This is a genomic window from Moraxella nasovis (assembly GCF_022701215.1).
In the GTDB taxonomy this organism is placed as follows: Bacteria; Pseudomonadota; Gammaproteobacteria; order Pseudomonadales; family Moraxellaceae; genus Moraxella; species Moraxella nasovis.
Genome location: NZ_CP089976.1, coordinates 58,874 through 75,820, shown reverse-complemented (window position 1 = coordinate 75,820; position 16,947 = coordinate 58,874). Strand labels below are relative to the sequence as shown.

Annotated in this window: 17 protein-coding genes; 13 read left to right on the top strand and 4 right to left on the bottom strand. The window is 41.6% G+C overall.

Going from position 1 to position 16,947, the window contains the following annotated elements; genetic code table 11:
• The first annotated feature begins 103 nt into the window (after positions 1-103).
• The 3 genes from LU293_RS00460 (at position 104) to ttcA (ending at position 5,203) form a co-directional block, all read left to right on the top strand.
• On the top strand, positions 104-1,309 hold the full coding sequence (locus LU293_RS00460) for a mechanosensitive ion channel family protein (protein WP_242747888.1): 1,206 nt from the start codon (positions 104-106) through the stop codon (positions 1,307-1,309).
• Positions 1,310-1,386: 77 nt separating this feature from the next.
• Entirely contained in the window at positions 1,387-4,137 is a 2,751-nt protein-coding gene (gene rlmKL, locus LU293_RS00455) for a bifunctional 23S rRNA (guanine(2069)-N(7))-methyltransferase RlmK/23S rRNA (guanine(2445)-N(2))-methyltransferase RlmL (protein WP_242747886.1), read from the top strand.
• Between the two features lie 103 nt (positions 4,138-4,240).
• On the top strand, positions 4,241-5,203 hold the full coding sequence (gene ttcA, locus LU293_RS00450) for a tRNA 2-thiocytidine(32) synthetase TtcA (protein ID WP_375540371.1): 963 nt from the start codon (positions 4,241-4,243) through the stop codon (positions 5,201-5,203).
• A 46-nt stretch (positions 5,204-5,249) separates the two neighbouring features.
• Here the strand turns inward: ttcA and aroQ are convergent, their stop codons facing one another.
• Positions 5,250-5,726 carry a type II 3-dehydroquinate dehydratase gene (aroQ, locus tag LU293_RS00445; RefSeq protein ID WP_242747883.1) on the bottom strand — a complete coding sequence of 159 codons (477 nt, stop codon included), beginning with the start codon at positions 5,724-5,726 and terminating at the stop codon, positions 5,250-5,252.
• A gap of 207 nt (positions 5,727-5,933) precedes the next feature.
• Here aroQ and LU293_RS00440 point away from each other — a divergent pair, with 207 nt between their 5' ends.
• The 6 genes from LU293_RS00440 to LU293_RS00415 all read left to right on the top strand — a co-directional run bounded on the left by LU293_RS00440 (position 5,934) and on the right by LU293_RS00415 (position 10,251).
• The gene (locus tag LU293_RS00440) at positions 5,934-6,143 is read left to right on the top strand and encodes a cold-shock protein (RefSeq protein ID WP_242747881.1); all 210 of its coding nucleotides are present in this window, start codon (positions 5,934-5,936) and stop codon (positions 6,141-6,143) included.
• A gap of 172 nt (positions 6,144-6,315) precedes the next feature.
• Positions 6,316-6,774, top strand: coding sequence for a hypothetical protein (locus tag LU293_RS00435; RefSeq protein ID WP_242747879.1), 459 nt, complete (start codon positions 6,316-6,318; stop codon positions 6,772-6,774).
• A 94-nt stretch (positions 6,775-6,868) separates the two neighbouring features.
• Complete coding sequence (locus tag LU293_RS00430; protein ID WP_242747877.1) at positions 6,869-8,038, top strand: DEAD/DEAH box helicase; 1,170 nt, start codon at positions 6,869-6,871, stop codon at positions 8,036-8,038.
• 79 nt (positions 8,039-8,117) lie between these two features.
• Entirely contained in the window at positions 8,118-9,266 is a 1,149-nt protein-coding gene (gene hemW / locus LU293_RS00425) for a radical SAM family heme chaperone HemW (protein WP_242747875.1), read from the top strand.
• A 156-nt stretch (positions 9,267-9,422) separates the two neighbouring features.
• Complete coding sequence (locus LU293_RS00420) at positions 9,423-9,572, top strand: YadA-like family protein (protein WP_311195309.1); 150 nt, start codon at positions 9,423-9,425, stop codon at positions 9,570-9,572.
• Positions 9,573-9,711: 139 nt separating this feature from the next.
• Positions 9,712-10,251 (top strand): tRNA (cytidine(34)-2'-O)-methyltransferase, encoded by a 540-nt coding sequence (locus LU293_RS00415; protein WP_242747873.1) that lies wholly within the window; start codon positions 9,712-9,714, stop codon positions 10,249-10,251.
• Positions 10,252-10,271: 20 nt separating this feature from the next.
• Here the strand turns inward: LU293_RS00415 and LU293_RS00410 are convergent, their stop codons facing one another.
• The 3 genes from LU293_RS00410 to tusD are packed head-to-tail and all read right to left on the bottom strand — an operon-like array spanning position 10,272 to position 11,294.
• The gene (locus LU293_RS00410; protein ID WP_242747872.1) at positions 10,272-10,592 is read right to left on the bottom strand and encodes a TusE/DsrC/DsvC family sulfur relay protein; all 321 of its coding nucleotides are present in this window, start codon (positions 10,590-10,592) and stop codon (positions 10,272-10,274) included.
• Positions 10,592-10,909, bottom strand: a complete 318-nt coding sequence (locus tag LU293_RS00405) for a hypothetical protein (RefSeq protein WP_242747870.1) — start codon at positions 10,907-10,909, stop codon at positions 10,592-10,594. Before LU293_RS00405 ends, LU293_RS00410 begins: the two co-directional genes overlap by 1 nt.
• 4 nt (positions 10,910-10,913) lie before the next feature.
• Positions 10,914-11,294 carry a sulfurtransferase complex subunit TusD gene (gene tusD / locus LU293_RS00400; protein ID WP_242747868.1) on the bottom strand — a complete coding sequence of 127 codons (381 nt, stop codon included), beginning with the start codon at positions 11,292-11,294 and terminating at the stop codon, positions 10,914-10,916.
• 212 nt (positions 11,295-11,506) lie between these two features.
• Between tusD and glnE the strand changes: the two genes are divergently transcribed.
• The 4 genes from glnE (at position 11,507) to LU293_RS00380 (ending at position 16,885) form a co-directional block, all read left to right on the top strand.
• Positions 11,507-14,299, top strand: a complete 2,793-nt coding sequence (gene glnE / locus LU293_RS00395) for a bifunctional [glutamate--ammonia ligase]-adenylyl-L-tyrosine phosphorylase/[glutamate--ammonia-ligase] adenylyltransferase (RefSeq protein WP_242747866.1) — start codon at positions 11,507-11,509, stop codon at positions 14,297-14,299.
• 116 nt (positions 14,300-14,415) lie between these two features.
• Positions 14,416-15,495: a 3-phosphoserine/phosphohydroxythreonine transaminase gene (gene serC / locus LU293_RS00390; protein ID WP_242747864.1), complete on the top strand. Its 1,080-nt coding sequence runs from the start codon at positions 14,416-14,418 to the stop codon at positions 15,493-15,495.
• Between the two features lie 13 nt (positions 15,496-15,508).
• Positions 15,509-16,279 (top strand): hydroxyacylglutathione hydrolase, encoded by a 771-nt coding sequence (gloB, locus tag LU293_RS00385; protein WP_242747862.1) that lies wholly within the window; start codon positions 15,509-15,511, stop codon positions 16,277-16,279.
• An 18-nt stretch (positions 16,280-16,297) separates the two neighbouring features.
• Positions 16,298-16,885, top strand: coding sequence for a manganese efflux pump MntP (locus tag LU293_RS00380; RefSeq protein WP_242747860.1), 588 nt, complete (start codon positions 16,298-16,300; stop codon positions 16,883-16,885).
• Positions 16,886-16,947: the final 62 nt, after the last annotated feature.

Below are 16,947 nucleotides of genomic sequence, written 5' to 3'. Positions count from 1 at the left end.
CCCATGCATTGTGCTGTTGGCAAAAGAATTGTCATTTAAACTGTATTTTTTTGCCCCTTTATTTGTTAAAATATTAAGCTGATACGTTTATCCTGTGATCGACATGACGACTGACGATTTTATACGCTTTTTCCAGAGCATTGTCCGTGATTTACACCAAAGCTTTTATGTGCTTTTGGGTGGTTCATTGGATGATCAAACGCTCAACTGGGCAGATCGTGGCGTAGCATTTATGACGATGGTGTTAAAAATCATCATCTTGTTGTCTGTCATCGGCATCGTGTACTGGATTTTGGTGTATGTGGTAAAGCATACTCGTACCTTTTTGCATTTATCTGAGCGTTATGTTCGCATTGTCCGAGCGACCTTACGTTATGTGTGGTTTGTGGCAAGCTTGCTTGCACTCATGACGCAGATTGGCATTAAGACAGACACCATTACAGCAACTGCAAAAGCTTTAGCTTGGGCTGGTTTTTATTATGTGATGTGGTCGATGTCAGGCCAGATGATTAGCCGTGTGCTAAGGCATTACGACCTAAATGCTTCCATCGAGCAGCTGCTAAAAAATCTCATCTTGGTTGTGATACTCGTTTTGGCATTGGCGAGTATTTTGGCACAATTTGGCTTTGATATTATATCTTTGGTAGCAGGTCTGGGTATTGTGGGCTTGGCGGTGGGCTTTGCTGCCCAAAGTACGCTTGCTAATTTTATTGCAGGGATTACCATCTTAATCGAGCAGTCATTTCAAGTTGGCGACTGGATTCGCTTGGGTGAAAAAGAAGGCAGAGTGGTGAAGATTTCTTTACGAGCCACGCAGATTTTAGACCGTGATAACATCATTATCATCATCCCAAACTCCACCGTATCTTCATCACAAGTAACCAATCTTACTTCCAAGAAGATGATTCGTTTTGATGTAACTGCTCGTATCGCACTAGATGCAGATATTGAGCTGGCACGAAGCGTTATTCTTAAGACGCTGTCAAAAGATGAAGTCATCTTAAAGCACCCAGCCCCTATGGCAACGGTGGATCATATCGGCGAGTATGGCGTGCATTTTATTGTGCGGTTTTGGGTTGTGCCATTGTCAGTTGCTCGCATTCCTGTTATTAAAGAGCAGATTAATGAGAAGATTAAGCAAGCGTTTGACGAAGTGGGTATCGCTGTGCCTTATCCGCATTTAAGGCTACTGACATCTGATGGGCATGAGATTTTAGCATCACAATTAGAACAGCGTTCTTGTCAAGACACCAATACAACAAACGGTGTGACCAAAGAAACACCAGAACAAGCAGAGCGTAAAAACTAGGGCGATGTTTGGTTTTATGTTATAATAGGCGTTTGTATGAACGTCTATTTTATACGCCAATTATTTTTGAGAAAATCATGACCATAACACTTAACAAGCCTTTTGCCAATTTCAATCCCCAAGATTTTAGTATCATCATCACCTGTGCTGATGGTCTTGAGAATGCCTTGTTAATTGAGCTAGACAGCTTTGGTGTTATGGGCGAGCTGATACGAGTAGGGCGAATTGCAGCGAAAGTGGACTTGGCAAGATTTTATCATATCTGCCTATATAGCCGAGTGGCGAGCCGAGTGTTATTGCCGATTGGTGAATACCATTTTAAACAAAAACATGAAACGGTGAACCAAATTAGCACCGATCGTCAAGGTAGAAAAATAACACGCACTGTCGAGAATATCACGCTTGATGAAGACATAACCGAAGCTTTATATCATTTCACCAGTCGTTATGATTGGTCTGATATTTTTAACGTTGATCAGACTTTCGTCATTCGCTTATCCACTGATAAAAAACTCACCATTAACCAGCAGTTCGCCACTTTGCGTATCAAAGATGCGATTGCTGATAGCTTTAATAAAAAACTTGGACGTCGCCCTGATGTGGATTCTAAAGCTGCCCAAGTTCAGATTTTCGCTACCGCCAACAGTAAATTTGCCGAGTTATTCATTGATTTATCAGGCACAAGCTTACATCGCCGTGGTTATCGAGTGGCAAATACAGCAGCACCGCTAAAAGAAAACTTAGCTGCAGCATTATTATACGAAAGTGGCTGGCATACAGGCAAACATAACGCCATCATAGATCCGATGTGCGGCTCTGGCACATTCATTACAGAAAGCCTACTCATGCGAGCTGATTATCCCACAGGACTTGATAAAGCGACCGATAAATTTGGCTTTTATCACTGGGAACACCACGACCAAGCGTTGTGGGAAGAGATGGTTCATGCAGCAACGGTTAGATTTCATGACAATCTAGACAAGATGAGACAAGGTCTGTTATGCGTTATCGCCCTAGACGCAGACGCAGGGGCGATTCATGCTTGCCATCAAAACTTACAAGCGTCTGGATTATCGTCATTACTTCCTGGCATTACCTTACAACAAAGACCACTGACCCAGCTAAAAGACGTCCTAAAGACTGTACCTGCCGCAGCTTATCCTTTAATCATTACTAATCCGCCTTATGGTGAGCGATTAGGTGAAAGCGATTTTATTAAGCCCTTATATCACGGCTTAGGACGGCTAACAGTAGATGGGCTAAAAATGGCAGGCGTTACTCAAGCAGATATGTCGGTATTGGCAAGCCATGTGGAGCAAGCTGATACTTTACCAATCAATGACCCAAAAACGTTACGCTGTCATAACGGTGCATTGACTGTGTACTTACGACATGGCAAACTAAACTTAGCTAAAAATACTGTATTAATTGAGCAGTTTGAGAAAAAGCCGATTCACTTAGAAGATGCCCAAGAATTCATCAATCGGCTACAAAAAAACCTAGCTCATCTTAAAAAACAAGCCAAGCTACATGGTGTAAGCAATTTGCGGATTTATGATGCAGACTTGCCAAATTATAACGTCGCCATCGATCTATATGGCGATAAAGTACACGTCCAAGAGTACGCACCACCTAAGCAAATCCCCCCTGAAGTCGCTAAATCTCGCTTTAACTTAGTCTTAGCATGCGTTCGAGAAGTGTTAGGCGTGAGCAAAGAAGACGTTTTTATTAAGACTCGTGCCAGACAGTCAGGTAATGACCAATACACCAAAAATCCCAACAGTAGGGATAATAAACGCCGCAAAATGTGGGTTGTTGAAGAAAGTGGAGTTTATTTTTATGTGAACTTCACCGACTACTTAGATACAGGCTTATTTATTGATCATCGTAACATGCGTCAGCTGGTAGCTAAAGCCAGTCGTGGCAAGCACGTTTTAAATTTATTTGCCTACACTTGTACGGCAAGTACGCACGCAGCCGTCCATGGGGCAAAATCAGTAACCAGTGTGGATTTATCGGCGAATTACTTAGACTGGGGTAAGCAAAATTTCGCCCTAAATGGCATACCACTAGAAGTTACAGATGCGTATGGCGAGCCTAAATATCAATTTATCGCTTCTGATGTTTTTGACTGGATTAAAGACAATACCGAGCAGTATGACGTGATTTTTATTGATCCGCCAACCTTCTCAAACTCTAAGAAATTTCAAGGCACTTTTGATGTGCAGCGAGATCATGTCGCTTTGATTAACCGTGCAATGAACCGTCTGAGTACAACAGGCGTACTGTATTTTAGTAATAACTTTACACGTTTTGAGCTAGATGATAGTATTTTAGAGCGTTATGATGTGGTTCATATTACCGATCAGACGATTGGCTTTGATTTTAATCCCAAAAAACCAATCCACCAAAGCTTTAAGATTTGCCATAAGCATTCGGTAAAATCAGCCCCATCAGATGATGTACAGATACCACTTGCTAAAAAGTCGCCAAAATACGACAAAGAATCTGCTTTACGCTTTGAAACTAAACGCCCTACAAAAGTAAGAGTACCCCAAGATAAATCAAAAGATAAGCCAAAATTTAACAAAAAGGCGACATTTGATAAGTTTGATAGACATACCAATCAAAAGCCAATTGATGTGGCAAGTGAGCCAAAACGAGCGGTTAAGTACAAATATGAAAAAATTGACGGTAAACTTGTTAAAACTGCCGTCTTAAATGAAGAAAGTAGTATCAATACGCCTAAAAAATACCAAATCCGTCAAAGGCTGGATAAATCAGCTTTAACCTTACCAAATTCGCCAAAACTAAAAAAAAGTAAGTGAGTAAATGATGACCCAAGCAGATGCTGATATGACAAATAATCAAGATATTATTAATGCTTTTTTGCATAACTTTAATGAATACGACGCCGATGACGCAAATGATATGCAAAGCGAAGAATATGACTTTGATGATGGCATAAAGTCCACTCGCTTTAAGAAATTACAAAAAAAGCTGCGTAAAGAAGTATCATGGGCGATTCGTGATTTTAACATGATTGAAGATGGCGATATCGTTATGGTGTGTATCTCAGGCGGTAAAGACAGCTTTACTTTGCTGGATATTTTACTGTTTTTAAAACGCATCGCTCCGATTCATTTTGATGTGGTGGCGGTCAATCTTGATCAAAAACAGCCGGGATTTCCTGAAGATGTTTTACCAAAATACTTGACACAGCAGGGTATCGCCCATTATATCTTAGAAAAAGACACTTATAGCATTGTCAAATCGGTCGTCCCTGAAGGTAAGACTTACTGTTCTGCCTGCTCACGTCTTCGCCGTGGCTCACTCTATGGCTTTGCCAAGCAAATCGGAGCGACCAAAATCGCCTTAGGTCATCACCGTGATGATATGCTTGCCACATTCTTTTTAAACTTATTTCATGGCGGTTCACTCAAATCCATGCCGCCAAAACTGCTGTCTGATGATAAGCAAAACGTACTGATTCGTCCGCTTGCCTATGTCGCTGAAAAAGACATTATTAAATACGCCAATTATAAGAAATTCCCCATTATCCCTTGTAATTTATGTGGCTCTCAAGAAAATTTACAACGAGCGATGATTAATGATATGCTAAGGGAGTGGGATAACGCCCACCCAAAACGTCTAGCCAGTATGTTTAAGGCATTACAAAATGTCGCCCCTAGTCAGCTTGCCGATCGCACGTTGTTTGATTTTGAGAATCTAAAGACTGAGCGAGACGATAATGAAAGATTATTTGAAGGCGATAATATCCAAGTGGGTCAAACAGATCTGCTAGATGAGATGGGCTTACCCACCGCCCCAAAGGTGCAAACTTTCAACCCAAAATTTAACAAAATTCCTGTCATTAACCCTGTGCTAGACTAGGCAAAACAACCAAAAAAAGGGCGTTATCATACGCCCTTGATGAAACCTAAGTTAGGCTAGTGCCGTACACGTTTTTTAAAAACCACGACAACGCCATATCGTAGCCGATGTCACCCAATCCACAAATCACGCCAACAGCCTTATCCGACAGATAAGAATGTGTGCGAAACGGCTCACGAGCATGGACATTTGATAAATGCACTTCAATAAATGGCTTGCCACTTGCTGTTAGAGCATCACGAATGGCGACAGAAGTATGTGTAAATGCTGCAGGATTAATGATAATACCATCAAATCCACCGTCACTTGCCAATAAGCCATGCCTGCCAATAAAATCAACAATATCGCCTTCGTGGTTTGACTGAAAGCAAGTAAGCTCAATACCGTTTTGTCGGGCTTTTGTCATTAGGCGATTTTCTATATCCTTTAGTGTGGTGTAGCCATAGATTTTAGGCTCACGCTTGCCAAGTAGATTTAGGTTTGGACCATTTAGCAGGCAGAGTTTTTTTGTGTATGTTTGCATAAGTCACCAAGTCGGTATGTGTATCACAGGAAAGTATTTTGCAATATTTTTGTTAAAATTACAACAAATTACAACAAACTTCATACAAAACACTTGTAATCTAATTTTAGCATGGTATGATGAATTACAGGGTCTGACAAAAGATTGTCAGGCGTGGTTACAACATTATCCGTCAGTTACGGATTTTAGATCGGAGTATTAGTATTTATGTCAGCTCGTGAACAAGGTGTGGTTAAATGGTTTAATGATGCCAAGGGATTTGGCTTTATTCAACGCAGCACAGGCGAAGATGTTTTTGTGCATTTTCGTGCGATTCAAGGCGATGGCTATCGTTCGTTAAAAGAAGGTCAGTCTGTTGAATTTATCGTAACCGAAGGCGATAAAGGATTGCAAGCTGAAGAAGTCGTTCAGTTGTAAATTTTAAGACCATAATACATAGGACAAACCCACTTCGGTGGGTCTGTTCTTGCAAAAATATAACATAAATGATAAAGCTTAAAATGATAAAGATTGGTTTTTTGGGCTTAAGCCTAAACTTAGAGCCATCACTATACAAATTAAACGATTGTCATTTAGTCAAGGAACGCATGTGATTTTTAAAAATGCAGTATCAGCCCTATCAAAGGCAAGCTTACGCTTGGCGTTAGCATCTTTAGTAGCTATGTTAGCCACTACAACAAATGCAAAGGATGCCTTGCCAAGCCCAAAACAATCGCAGCCAGACCAAAAAGCTATGGAGCAGATTACCCATTTTTGTACAGTGTATGCTACTGGAGCTGCTGGAATCGGAGCACATAAGTTAAATGGTGTAAGCCAATCAGACATGTTAGCAGAAATTGATAAAAGCATTGCAACGCTTAAACAAGACCAGGGCGATCAGCCAGCTGCAACGCTACTACAAGACGCTTGGCATCAGATTGTACCCCTAATTTATGACGTGCCAGCGATTGATACACCAAAAGAACAAAGCGAATTTATTCAAGAAGTGGGCGATTTTGCCATGGCGACTTGCGTGCAGGGTTTGGTGGAAGACTTGCGTCGTAAGTGAGAAGATTGGCAGCCTTAAACTTTATATCGTGTATCGTTCTTATGTTAAGTTTATGTTAAGATACGCCCGTTAATTTTATCACGCATTGAGCCTTATGACAGATTCCAATTTTACCAAGTTCACCGACTTACCTTTATCTGATGCAACCTTAAAGGCTATCAAGTCTTTAAAATTTGATCGCCTAACACCGATTCAATCTCAGATATTACCGCATACACTCGCCCACCAAGATGCCATCGGACAGGCTCAGACAGGCACAGGTAAGACAGCGGCTTTTTTAATCACAGTGATTGAGTCTTTATTAAAAAGACCATTTACCCAAGATGAGCAGCAGTTTTTGGGTGAGCCACGAGCGTTAATTTTAGCTCCGACCAGAGAGTTAGCTCAGCAGATTTTCGCTGACTGTCGTGAATTGACTCGTTTTGCTAATCTGTATAGCCTATGTATCACAGGTGGAGCAGACTTTGATAAGCAGTCTAAGCAGTTTGAACGTCGTCCGCTCGATATCTTAATCGGCACGCCAGGGCGAATTATTGACTGGGTGAATAAGGGCGTGTTGTTTCTTGATAGGGTTGAAGTGTTTGTGCTTGATGAAGCAGATCGTATGCTGGATATGGGCTTTATCCCCGACATTAAACGCATTGTAAATAAAATGCCTAGCAACACACATCGCCAAAGCCTGCTATTTTCAGCAACCTTTAACACCGATGTGATGAATTTGGCATACCGATGGCTACATCAGCCAACTTTTGTGGAAATTACTCCAGAGAGTAAGACCAATAAAGATATTACGCAGCTGTTTTATCTTTTAACCGAAAAAGAAAAAATGACAGCACTGCGTCAGATTTTAAGTGATAATGCGGTCAAAAAATGCATTATTTTTGCCAATCGTAAAGACCAAGTAAAGCGTCTGTACGATAACCTTCGTCGCCATCACGAGGTAACCATGCTCTCAGGCGATGTCGCCCAACAAAAGCGAGAGCGTTATTTGCAGCGTTTTAAAGATGGTGAAGTGAGCATTCTAGTAGCGACAGATGTCGCAGGTCGTGGTATTCATGTAGATGATGTGACGCATGTGATTAACTTTACCTTGCCTGATATGCCTGATGATTATGTACACCGCATTGGCAGAACAGGGCGAGCAGGTCAGACAGGCATTTCTATTAGCTTTGTTAGTGAGAATGACGCCTTTAATGTGCCAGCACTTGAGCGTCATCTTGAGCTAAAATTCAAGCTTGAGCCTTTTGAATTCATGCAAGAGTAAACAAGTAGCACCGTTCCACTTCTATTTAGCCGTTTACCCAGCGTTTAGGTGGGCGGCGTGTTTGTGATATTTATCTTATATGCTTGATTCTGCTGTCATTCCGCTTGCTTTATACATTCACATTCCGTGGTGCGTAAAAAAGTGCCCTTATTGCGATTTTAATTCGCACGCTTTAACAGATCGCACGCCTTTTAGTGAGTATGTTGATGCGTTATTACTGGATGCTCGTTCGCAGATTCATCTTGCCCAAGACCGTCCTATCAGTAGTGTGTTCATTGGCGGGGGGACGCCATCACTACTACCGATACACGAATTTATGCGGCTGTTTCATGGCTTGCGTGAGATGTTTAGCTTTCAGGCAGATTGTGAGATTACTTTAGAGGCTAATCCTGCAACGCTAGAGCACGCCCCTTTTGCCGATTACCTAGAAGTTGGGATTAATCGCCTATCTATCGGTGTACAAAGCTTTAATGATAAGGCTTTGAACGCACTTGGACGTATTCATAATTCACATGATGCGATAAACGCCATTAAAAGTGCTAGGGCTGCTGGATTTATTCGTGTCAATGCCGACTTAATGCACGGCTTGCCACATCAGACGCCTAAGCTTGCATATCGTGATTTATCGCTTGCCATAGACAGTGGGGCGACCCATATCTCATGGTATCAGCTGACGATAGAGCCAAATACCGCTTTTTTTCGCTCGCCACCTGATCTGCCTGATGAAGATACGCTTGAGGCGATTGAGATGACAGGTAAAAAGCTGCTGCTTGATCATGGTTTTTATAATTATGAAGTATCAGCTTGGGGTGGTAAAGATGGTATGTGTCGGCATAATATCAATTACTGGCAGTTTGGTGATTATTTGGCGATTGGAGCAGGGGCTCACGGAAAGGTAACTTTATCCGATGATGGCATTTATCGCTTTTATAAATCTCGCTTACCTAAGGATTATCTGTCGTTTGACACACACCCAAAGATGGTGAAATTTACCCAAATCCTTGATGATGAGCTGATAGGAGAATTTATGATGAATGCCCTAAGATTGCGTCAAGGTGTGAGTATTGATACATTTAGACAGCGGACAGGGCTTGGTCTTGATTGTGTGGCAACAACCATCGCAAGCCTGCAAAATCAAGGACTGCTTATAAACAGTCCCGACATCATCGCTCCCACTGAACTAGGATTTCGCTATGTGAATCATCTGGTGGGTGAGTTTTTCAATTAAACTTATCTGATACAACAATCATAAAAAGAAGTACCAAAAGACGGTGTTTTTAGCCATATGATAACTTATAGTTTTTTTTAATTTTTGTAGTAGTTGTTCATACAGCATTACCCAAAAATGCGACCAATCACCTTAATGGTGAACTAAGCAAGAATCGTGCAGGCATTGTACCGAGGAGAATCAGGTGTTGCTTTAGGATTTTCTAGCATCTGTGATAATGGTAAGTGGATATTTAAAGGCATTGCTAACGCTGATTCTCGTAGCGACTTTAGTGTCGGTACTGGCTTAGGTTTTATCTTTGAATAATTAGTTCATTAAGACTAATTTTAAAACTAATTTTTTATTAAAACATCGTCTAAGCTAGGCGGTGTTTTTATTTGGGTGTATAAATAGTAAAAGTTTGCTAAAATAGAGGGTTTAATCATAGAGTTCATCAAGGGTGCTTATGCCTGACATTCATATCGTACTTGTATCGCCAAAAATCCCTAACAATACTGGCAATGTGATTCGTCTGTGTGCCAATACAGGGGCAAAGCTACATTTAGTGCAGCCACTTGCTTTTGAGCTTGATGATACTAAGCTTAAGCGAGCAGGGCTTGATTATCATGAATACGCTAATCTGCAAGTGCATAAAGACTGGAGAGCGTGCCGAGCATTTTTGCATGATAACAATGTCGGTCAAATCGTGGCATTGACGACTAAGTTTAGTAAGCCATTTTATGAAAGGCAGTTTAACCACTCGCGCCAAGATGGTGAGCATATCGCTCTAATTTTTGGGTCAGAAACAGATGGCCTGCCTGTGGAGGTGCGTGATGACATCGGATCGGATAATTGGTTACGTTTACCTATGCTACCTGAATCTCGCAGCCTAAATCTTGCTAATACTGTATCGATATGCTTATATGAAGTGTGGCGACAGTTTGGCTTTGGTGGTGATGTCGGCGAAAGTGTCGGTTATCACAGACTATCTAGTCGCCCTGATTAATGCTATGTCAGAGGTATTCGTTATAAGCAATTAGGCGGCTTAGGTAAGCCTGCCAAGCGATTGACATGGCGAGCCACAAGTCCTGTATTAAACAGTTGTTGTAACTTAGCGTTATTAATCTCATCGTCAGGCAAGACTTTTGAGAGATATTTAATCAGTGGACGAGTGCTGGGACTGTGGTGGTATGTATCAAAAAACGTCCGCACCGCTAATAAGATACGAAAATGCACATCTGTTAGTTGTACATCTAAGGTATCAGCAAGCGTCTGAGCGATGTCTTTTGTCCATAAGTTATGGTCGGTGAGATGACCGTCTTGGTCAAGCTGAGAAGAAAGTGTCATTAAAATTCCAATACGCTGTCAAATTCGTCAAGTTTATCGCTAATTTTACCATCAAAGTATCGGATATTATCCAAAATCTTATCATCAAAAGCCACAGTCATTTCCCTAAAACCTGCCCAAGCATAAGGCAAGTCATATAACTCTAGCGACTGGATCATGCCATAAGCACGGGTTGTGCTGTCGGCTAAAATATAAAAGCTGTCACCATAAAAATATAACTGCACAACATGGTCGAAAGTTGCAAGCGTAAAGGCTAATGCAATCGCTTCATAACTGATAAGCTCGCTATCGGTGCTGATTTTAATTAAAATATTCATTGTCTCAAAACTGTAATAATTCGGTGTCATCATCAAGGCTTAATGCAAGCTCTGATAAGCCCACCAGAGTAAATGCAGGGTGCAGGTTATCGCCTGTTAAATGATGGCGTTTGGCGTTATCACTGTCGCATACGCCACGAGCAAGAGCGGTGCTTACACAAACAGATAATTTTAGATTAGCTTGGCTGGCTAAGCTTGCCCATTCAGTAGTGATATTAATAACATCGCTACTTTGCCACGCCAAACGGTTTGCAACCATTGCACCATCACCATAAAAAAATATGCTGACGGCTTGGTTGTCTTGTAAGGCGGATTTAGCGAAGCTTAAACCGTCTTTATGCGTGCGTGCATAAGGGGCAGAAGTGATAAGGAGTAATTTTTTCATGGTAGATTTGATGTTAAATTTGCTTATTATAACCTAAAAATTGGTGTAAAATTAGGGCATGCTTTATATTCACGATATATTTTATGGATAAACCAAAAAAAGCTGTCGTGGTGATTTTATATGATAAACATCACGCTTAGCTTAAATAACTTAAATAACAGATACAAGGATACACCCTAATGTATCATCATGAACTTTTCTAGGAAAGACCTATGTTCACTCCAGCTGCACACAAATTAGATAAGCTTGCTGTCGCCAGTCCTTTTGCACTGTCTATTTTTAATAAAAAACGCACCCAAGCCCAAGCATTTTTGGCAAAAAATCCTTTTAATAAGCCCATAACAGATGATGAATTTGACATCATGGTACGTGAGTTTGTGGGTGTGTCTGCCGATGATAATCTGATAAATATTGATGAAAGCCAAGTCATGCAAGGCTTGCGAAACTTGCGAAACTTACTTATGCTAAAGTGGATATGGCAAGATGCCTTACAAGCGATCGCACTTGAGCAGCTGACCTATGAGTTATCCGCCTTTGCCAATGCGTGCATTAATTTTACCAAAGCGTATGCTTATGCCAATCTTGTCAATCGCTTTGGTGTGCCGATGACCAAGGTAGATGGTAAAAAACGCCAAGATGAATTTGCCATTATTGCGATGGGTAAGCTTGGAGCGATGGAGCTAAATCTATCAAGCGATATTGATCTGGTTTTTGTGCATTTAGGCGATGGTGAAACAGACATCAGTCAAAGTGGCAAAAAAGTCATTGAAAATCATAAATTTATGCTGCACTTAGGTCGTGCTGTGATTAGGTTACTTGATGAAATCACTGCCGATGGTTTTGTGTTCCGAGTAGATATGCGACTGCGTCCATGGGGCGATGGCTCACCCTTAGTGATGAATTTAGGAGGCTTGCGTAATTATTTTAACCAACATGGGCGAACGTGGGAGAGATTCGCTTGGCTAAAGGGTAGAACAGTAAACGCCATATCTGATGAGTTTAACGAGCGATTAATGACCATCGCCAAAAACTTCGTTTATCGCTACTATATTGATTATACAGCATTTTCTGCTTTGCGTGAGATGAAGACGATGATAGTAAGTCAGCAAATGCAGCGTCAAGATTTAGATAATATCAAGCTTGGTAGTGGCGGTATTCGTGACATTGAGTTTATCGTGCAGGCGTTTTGCTTGATTTATGGTGGTCATCATGTGCAGTTAAGCGGTAACTTAACATGTTTGACTGCCATCGAGCGACTGACCGAGCTAGGCTACTTAACCGCCAAAGATGGCGAGAATCTAAGCGGTGCGTATCGATTCTTACGCAGGCTTGAGCACGCCATTCAAGCACGCCACGATAAGCAAACACAGCGATTACCAAGCGATGAGACCGAGCTTGTTGCCATCGCTAAGACTTTAGACTTTAATGATGTAGCGTCATTTTATGATACGCTAAATATGCACCGTGCGACAGTGATTGAGCCATTTAGTCGCATGGTAACTGATCGCCAAAGCCCAAAACAAGAACTTGCTCAAGCACACGACATTAAGCAGCAGCTCGATACTTATCTCACCGATGAGAGTAAACGCAGCTTAGATGAGTTTTGGCAATCTAAACTTGTGACAAGCTTAGATCACGAACCAAAATCTAGACTTGAAACTGCCTATCCTGTGCTACTGTATGCTTTACTGCTGCACGCAAAGAATGATGGGGTAGATCGTGCCAATCTATCTGTACCGCGTTTGATTGCTATCTTAGAGGCGATCTGTCGGCGTTCTATTTATCTTGTGATGATTGCTGAAAATCCAAATGCTACCATCAGCTTAATCCCAATGCTATCAGCAAGCCCTTGGGTTGCTAAAGAGTTGGCACTACACCCTGTTTTATTAGATAACTTTTTACAAAAACGCTATTTACACTTGCCAAATAAAGCAGAACTAACCGATATTTTGCGACAGCATTTACTTAGGGTTGAACCTTTTGATGATGAGAACTATCTAAACGCCATCCGTACCTTTAAAAAAACGCAAGTTTTAGCAGTTGCAACGGCGGATATTTTAGGGCTTCGGCATATTATGAAAGTGTCAGACAGCTTAACTTTTATCGCTGAGGTAGTGCTTGAGTCTGCGTTGTACCGTGCTTTTGATGAACTGGTTAGTAAGCATGGCTCTCCAAGACTGACCGATGGCACGCTTGCGACAGCTGAATCTTGTGGCTTTGCGATTATCGGCTATGGCAAGCTTGGAGGGCTTGAGATGAGCTATGCGTCCGATTTGGATGTGGTGTTTTTGCATGCCATTGATGAGCGAGCTGATACAGATGGTGCTAGGGTAATTAGCGGCATGAAGTTTGCTTCTAGACTTGTTCAAAAAGTTATTACCTATCTGACCACTCAGACGCTTGATGGAAGAGCTTACGAGCTTGATATGCGACTTCGGCCATCGGGCAATGCAGGGGTGATGATCGTATCCACGCATGCTTTTGATATTTACCAAAACGAAAAAGCATGGGCGTGGGAGCATCAGGCATTGGTGCGGGCAAGGGGGATTTGTGGTGATAAAGCGGTGTTGGCTCAGTTTGATAGCAGTCGCATTAGGGTGCTGACTACCAAGCGAGATATCGCCCAAGTTAAGCAAGATGTCAATGACATGCGTCAAAAAATGCAGTCGCATTTAGGAAGTCAAAAATCTCATGAATTTCATCTAAAACAAGACTTTGGCGGACTTGTAGATATTGAGTTTTTGGCACAATTTATGGTGCTAGGCTACGCTCATAAATACCCTAATCTTGCCATCTATCCTGATAATGTACGAATTTTTAAAGAGATTAGTAAGACGGGTATCTGGACGCCTGAGCAATGCGATCGCTTGACGCAAGCCTATCTGAAACTACGCCAAAAAACCCACGAGCTTGCCTTACTTGAACAAAAAATGATCGTCCACGATGATACATGGCAATGCTTACGAACTTATGTATGTACAGTGTGGGAAAGTGTGCTGGGCTGATTAAAAGCTGTGTACTGACAATCTAACTTTAACAAGTCTGAAACTAATTTTACCGAGTATGAAGGTCTGTGATAAAATAGAGCTATGTAATAAACTTTTGAGCTTAAGGATATATTATGAATCGTTTTGCAAATTTTTGTGCAGGTCCTGCAAGTATGCCGACCGCTGTGCTTGAACGTGCCCAAGCTGAACTGTTAGACTGGCAGGGGCTTGGAGCAAGTGTGATGGAGATTAGCCATCGAAGTGCTGATTATATTGAGATAGCACAAAAAGCTGAAGCCAATTTGCGTAAGCTTATGGGTATCAGTGATGATTATGCTGTATTGTTCTTACAAGGCGGTGCTTCTTTACAATTTTCTGCCATTCCGTTAAATCTAGGCGGTGGCGTGGTAGATTATTTGGATACTGGTACATGGTCAAATAAAGCCATCAAAGAAGCTTTGCGTTACGAAGCTCTTGGCTTGGGTCAGGTGAATGTCGTTGCCAAGGGTGATGGCAAGGACGTACCAAGCATAGATACATGGCAACTTAGTGATAAGGCAGACTACTTTCATTACTGTCCAAACGAAACGATTCATGGCGTGCAAATATTTGATACACCAAAAGTAGACGCTCCGATTGTAGCGGACTTTTCATCTTGTATCTTATCTGAACCAATCAACGTGAATGACTTTGGCATGATTTATGCAGGTGCTCAAAAAAACATTGGTCCTGCAGGCATAACCATTGTCATCGTACGCAAGGACTTATTAGGCAAGGCAAGTCCATGGTGTCCTGCGGTGATGAATTATCAAAATCAGCTTGATAGTGATTCTATGCTAAACACGCCTGCCACATATGCGTGGTATCTGTCAGGGCTGGTTTTTGAGTGGCTGCTTGAACAAGGCGGCGTAGAAGCCATCAACAAACTCAACCGCCAAAAAGCCCAAGCACTTTATCAAGCGATTGATGATAGCGACTTTTATCGTAATGATGTCAATCCACAGCACCGCTCTATCATGAATGTGCCATTTTTCTTAGCAGATAGTAAGTTAGATAAGCTGTTTTTAGAAGAAAGTAAGAAAGCTGGATTGCTAAGCCTAAAAGGTCATCGTGCGGTGGGGGGTATGCGTGCTAGTATCTATAATGCCGTCACATTAGATCAAGTTTTGGCATTAGTAGATTTTATGAATGATTTTGAAAAACAACACGGCTAATTTAAGGACTGTCATGCGTATTGATGCTATTAAAGCACTTGATGATAATTACATTTGGGCGATTGTTAAAGGCAATCAAGCAATCATCGTCGATCCAGGCGAGGCTGCTCCAGTACTAAAATATCTAAAAGATCATCGTCTTAATCTTATTGCCATACTCATCACCCATCATCATGATGATCATACAGGCGGTGTTAAAGAGTTGCAGCAGGTTTATCCAAGTGTGCAGACTTTTTCTCATGCCGAGCATGGCGTGAATGCCGACTATGTAAATGAGGGCGATACTGTCGTTATAGACGACCTTAGCTTTAATGTTTGGCATACGCCAGGTCATACCGATACGCACTTATCTTATCTACTTTGCGTAGGTGATAAGACCCATGTATTTTGTGCTGATACCTTATTTAGCGGGGGTTGTGGCAGGGTGTTTACAGGCACGATGCAGCAGCTACACGACAGCTTAGCACGCTTTAAAAGTTTACCAAAAGATACGTTATTTTACCCAGCACACGAATACACTGCAGATAACTTACGCTTTGGGCTTATGGTATGTAGCGATAAAGCTAAGCCTGCTATTGAACAAGCACTGGCCGATACTCTATCAAAGCTTAAACAGGGACAAATCTCACTACCAACACTGCTGTCGCATGAATACCAAATCAATGTATTCTTACAGACTGACGATGAGGAGCTTATTACCCGCCTACAAGACAAAATAGAGCTTAAAAAGACAGATAGTATCAGCGTGTTTACTGCTTTGCGTAAATTAAAGAATGAATGCTAGCAGCGTTAGTAGCCGATAATGAACTTTATTCCTTTAGTCATCTTAGCGTTCGGTATGTCGATGGATGCGTTCGCTGTCGCCATCGCCAAAGGCACAGTGGTTAGCAACCGAAGATTTACTAAGGCTTTAAAGATGGGGCTTGTGTTTGGCGTGGTAGAAGGTATCACTCCAGTTATCGGCTGGTTAATTGCCAAACTTGCAAGCTCTAGCGAGTGGATAGCACGCCTTGATCATTGGATTGCTTTTGTCTTGCTGACATTTTTGGGGCTAAGGTTTGTCTATGAAGGCATGAAAAGCGATGGCACAGATAACATTGATGGCAACTTAAACAATAAAACCAGTAGTCCAGTTCTGCTTATTTTAACAGCGGTAGCTACCAGCATTGATTCGATGATTGTTGGTGTGTCGCTTGCTTTTATAGTAGTCAATATTTGGCTTGCAGCATTGCTTATTGGTATTGCCACAACCATTATGGCGACCATTGGGCTGTACTTAGGCAATCGCTTGGCGATGTTTGGACGTAGTGCAATGATTGTAGGCGGTGCTATGCTAATATTGATCGCAAGTTTAATTTTATATTCGCATACGTTAGGCGGGCATATCTGATAAAATAGCCAAACTTAGCTTAGCTGGCAAATCATTCAAGTTACATTCACTTTATTTGAGAA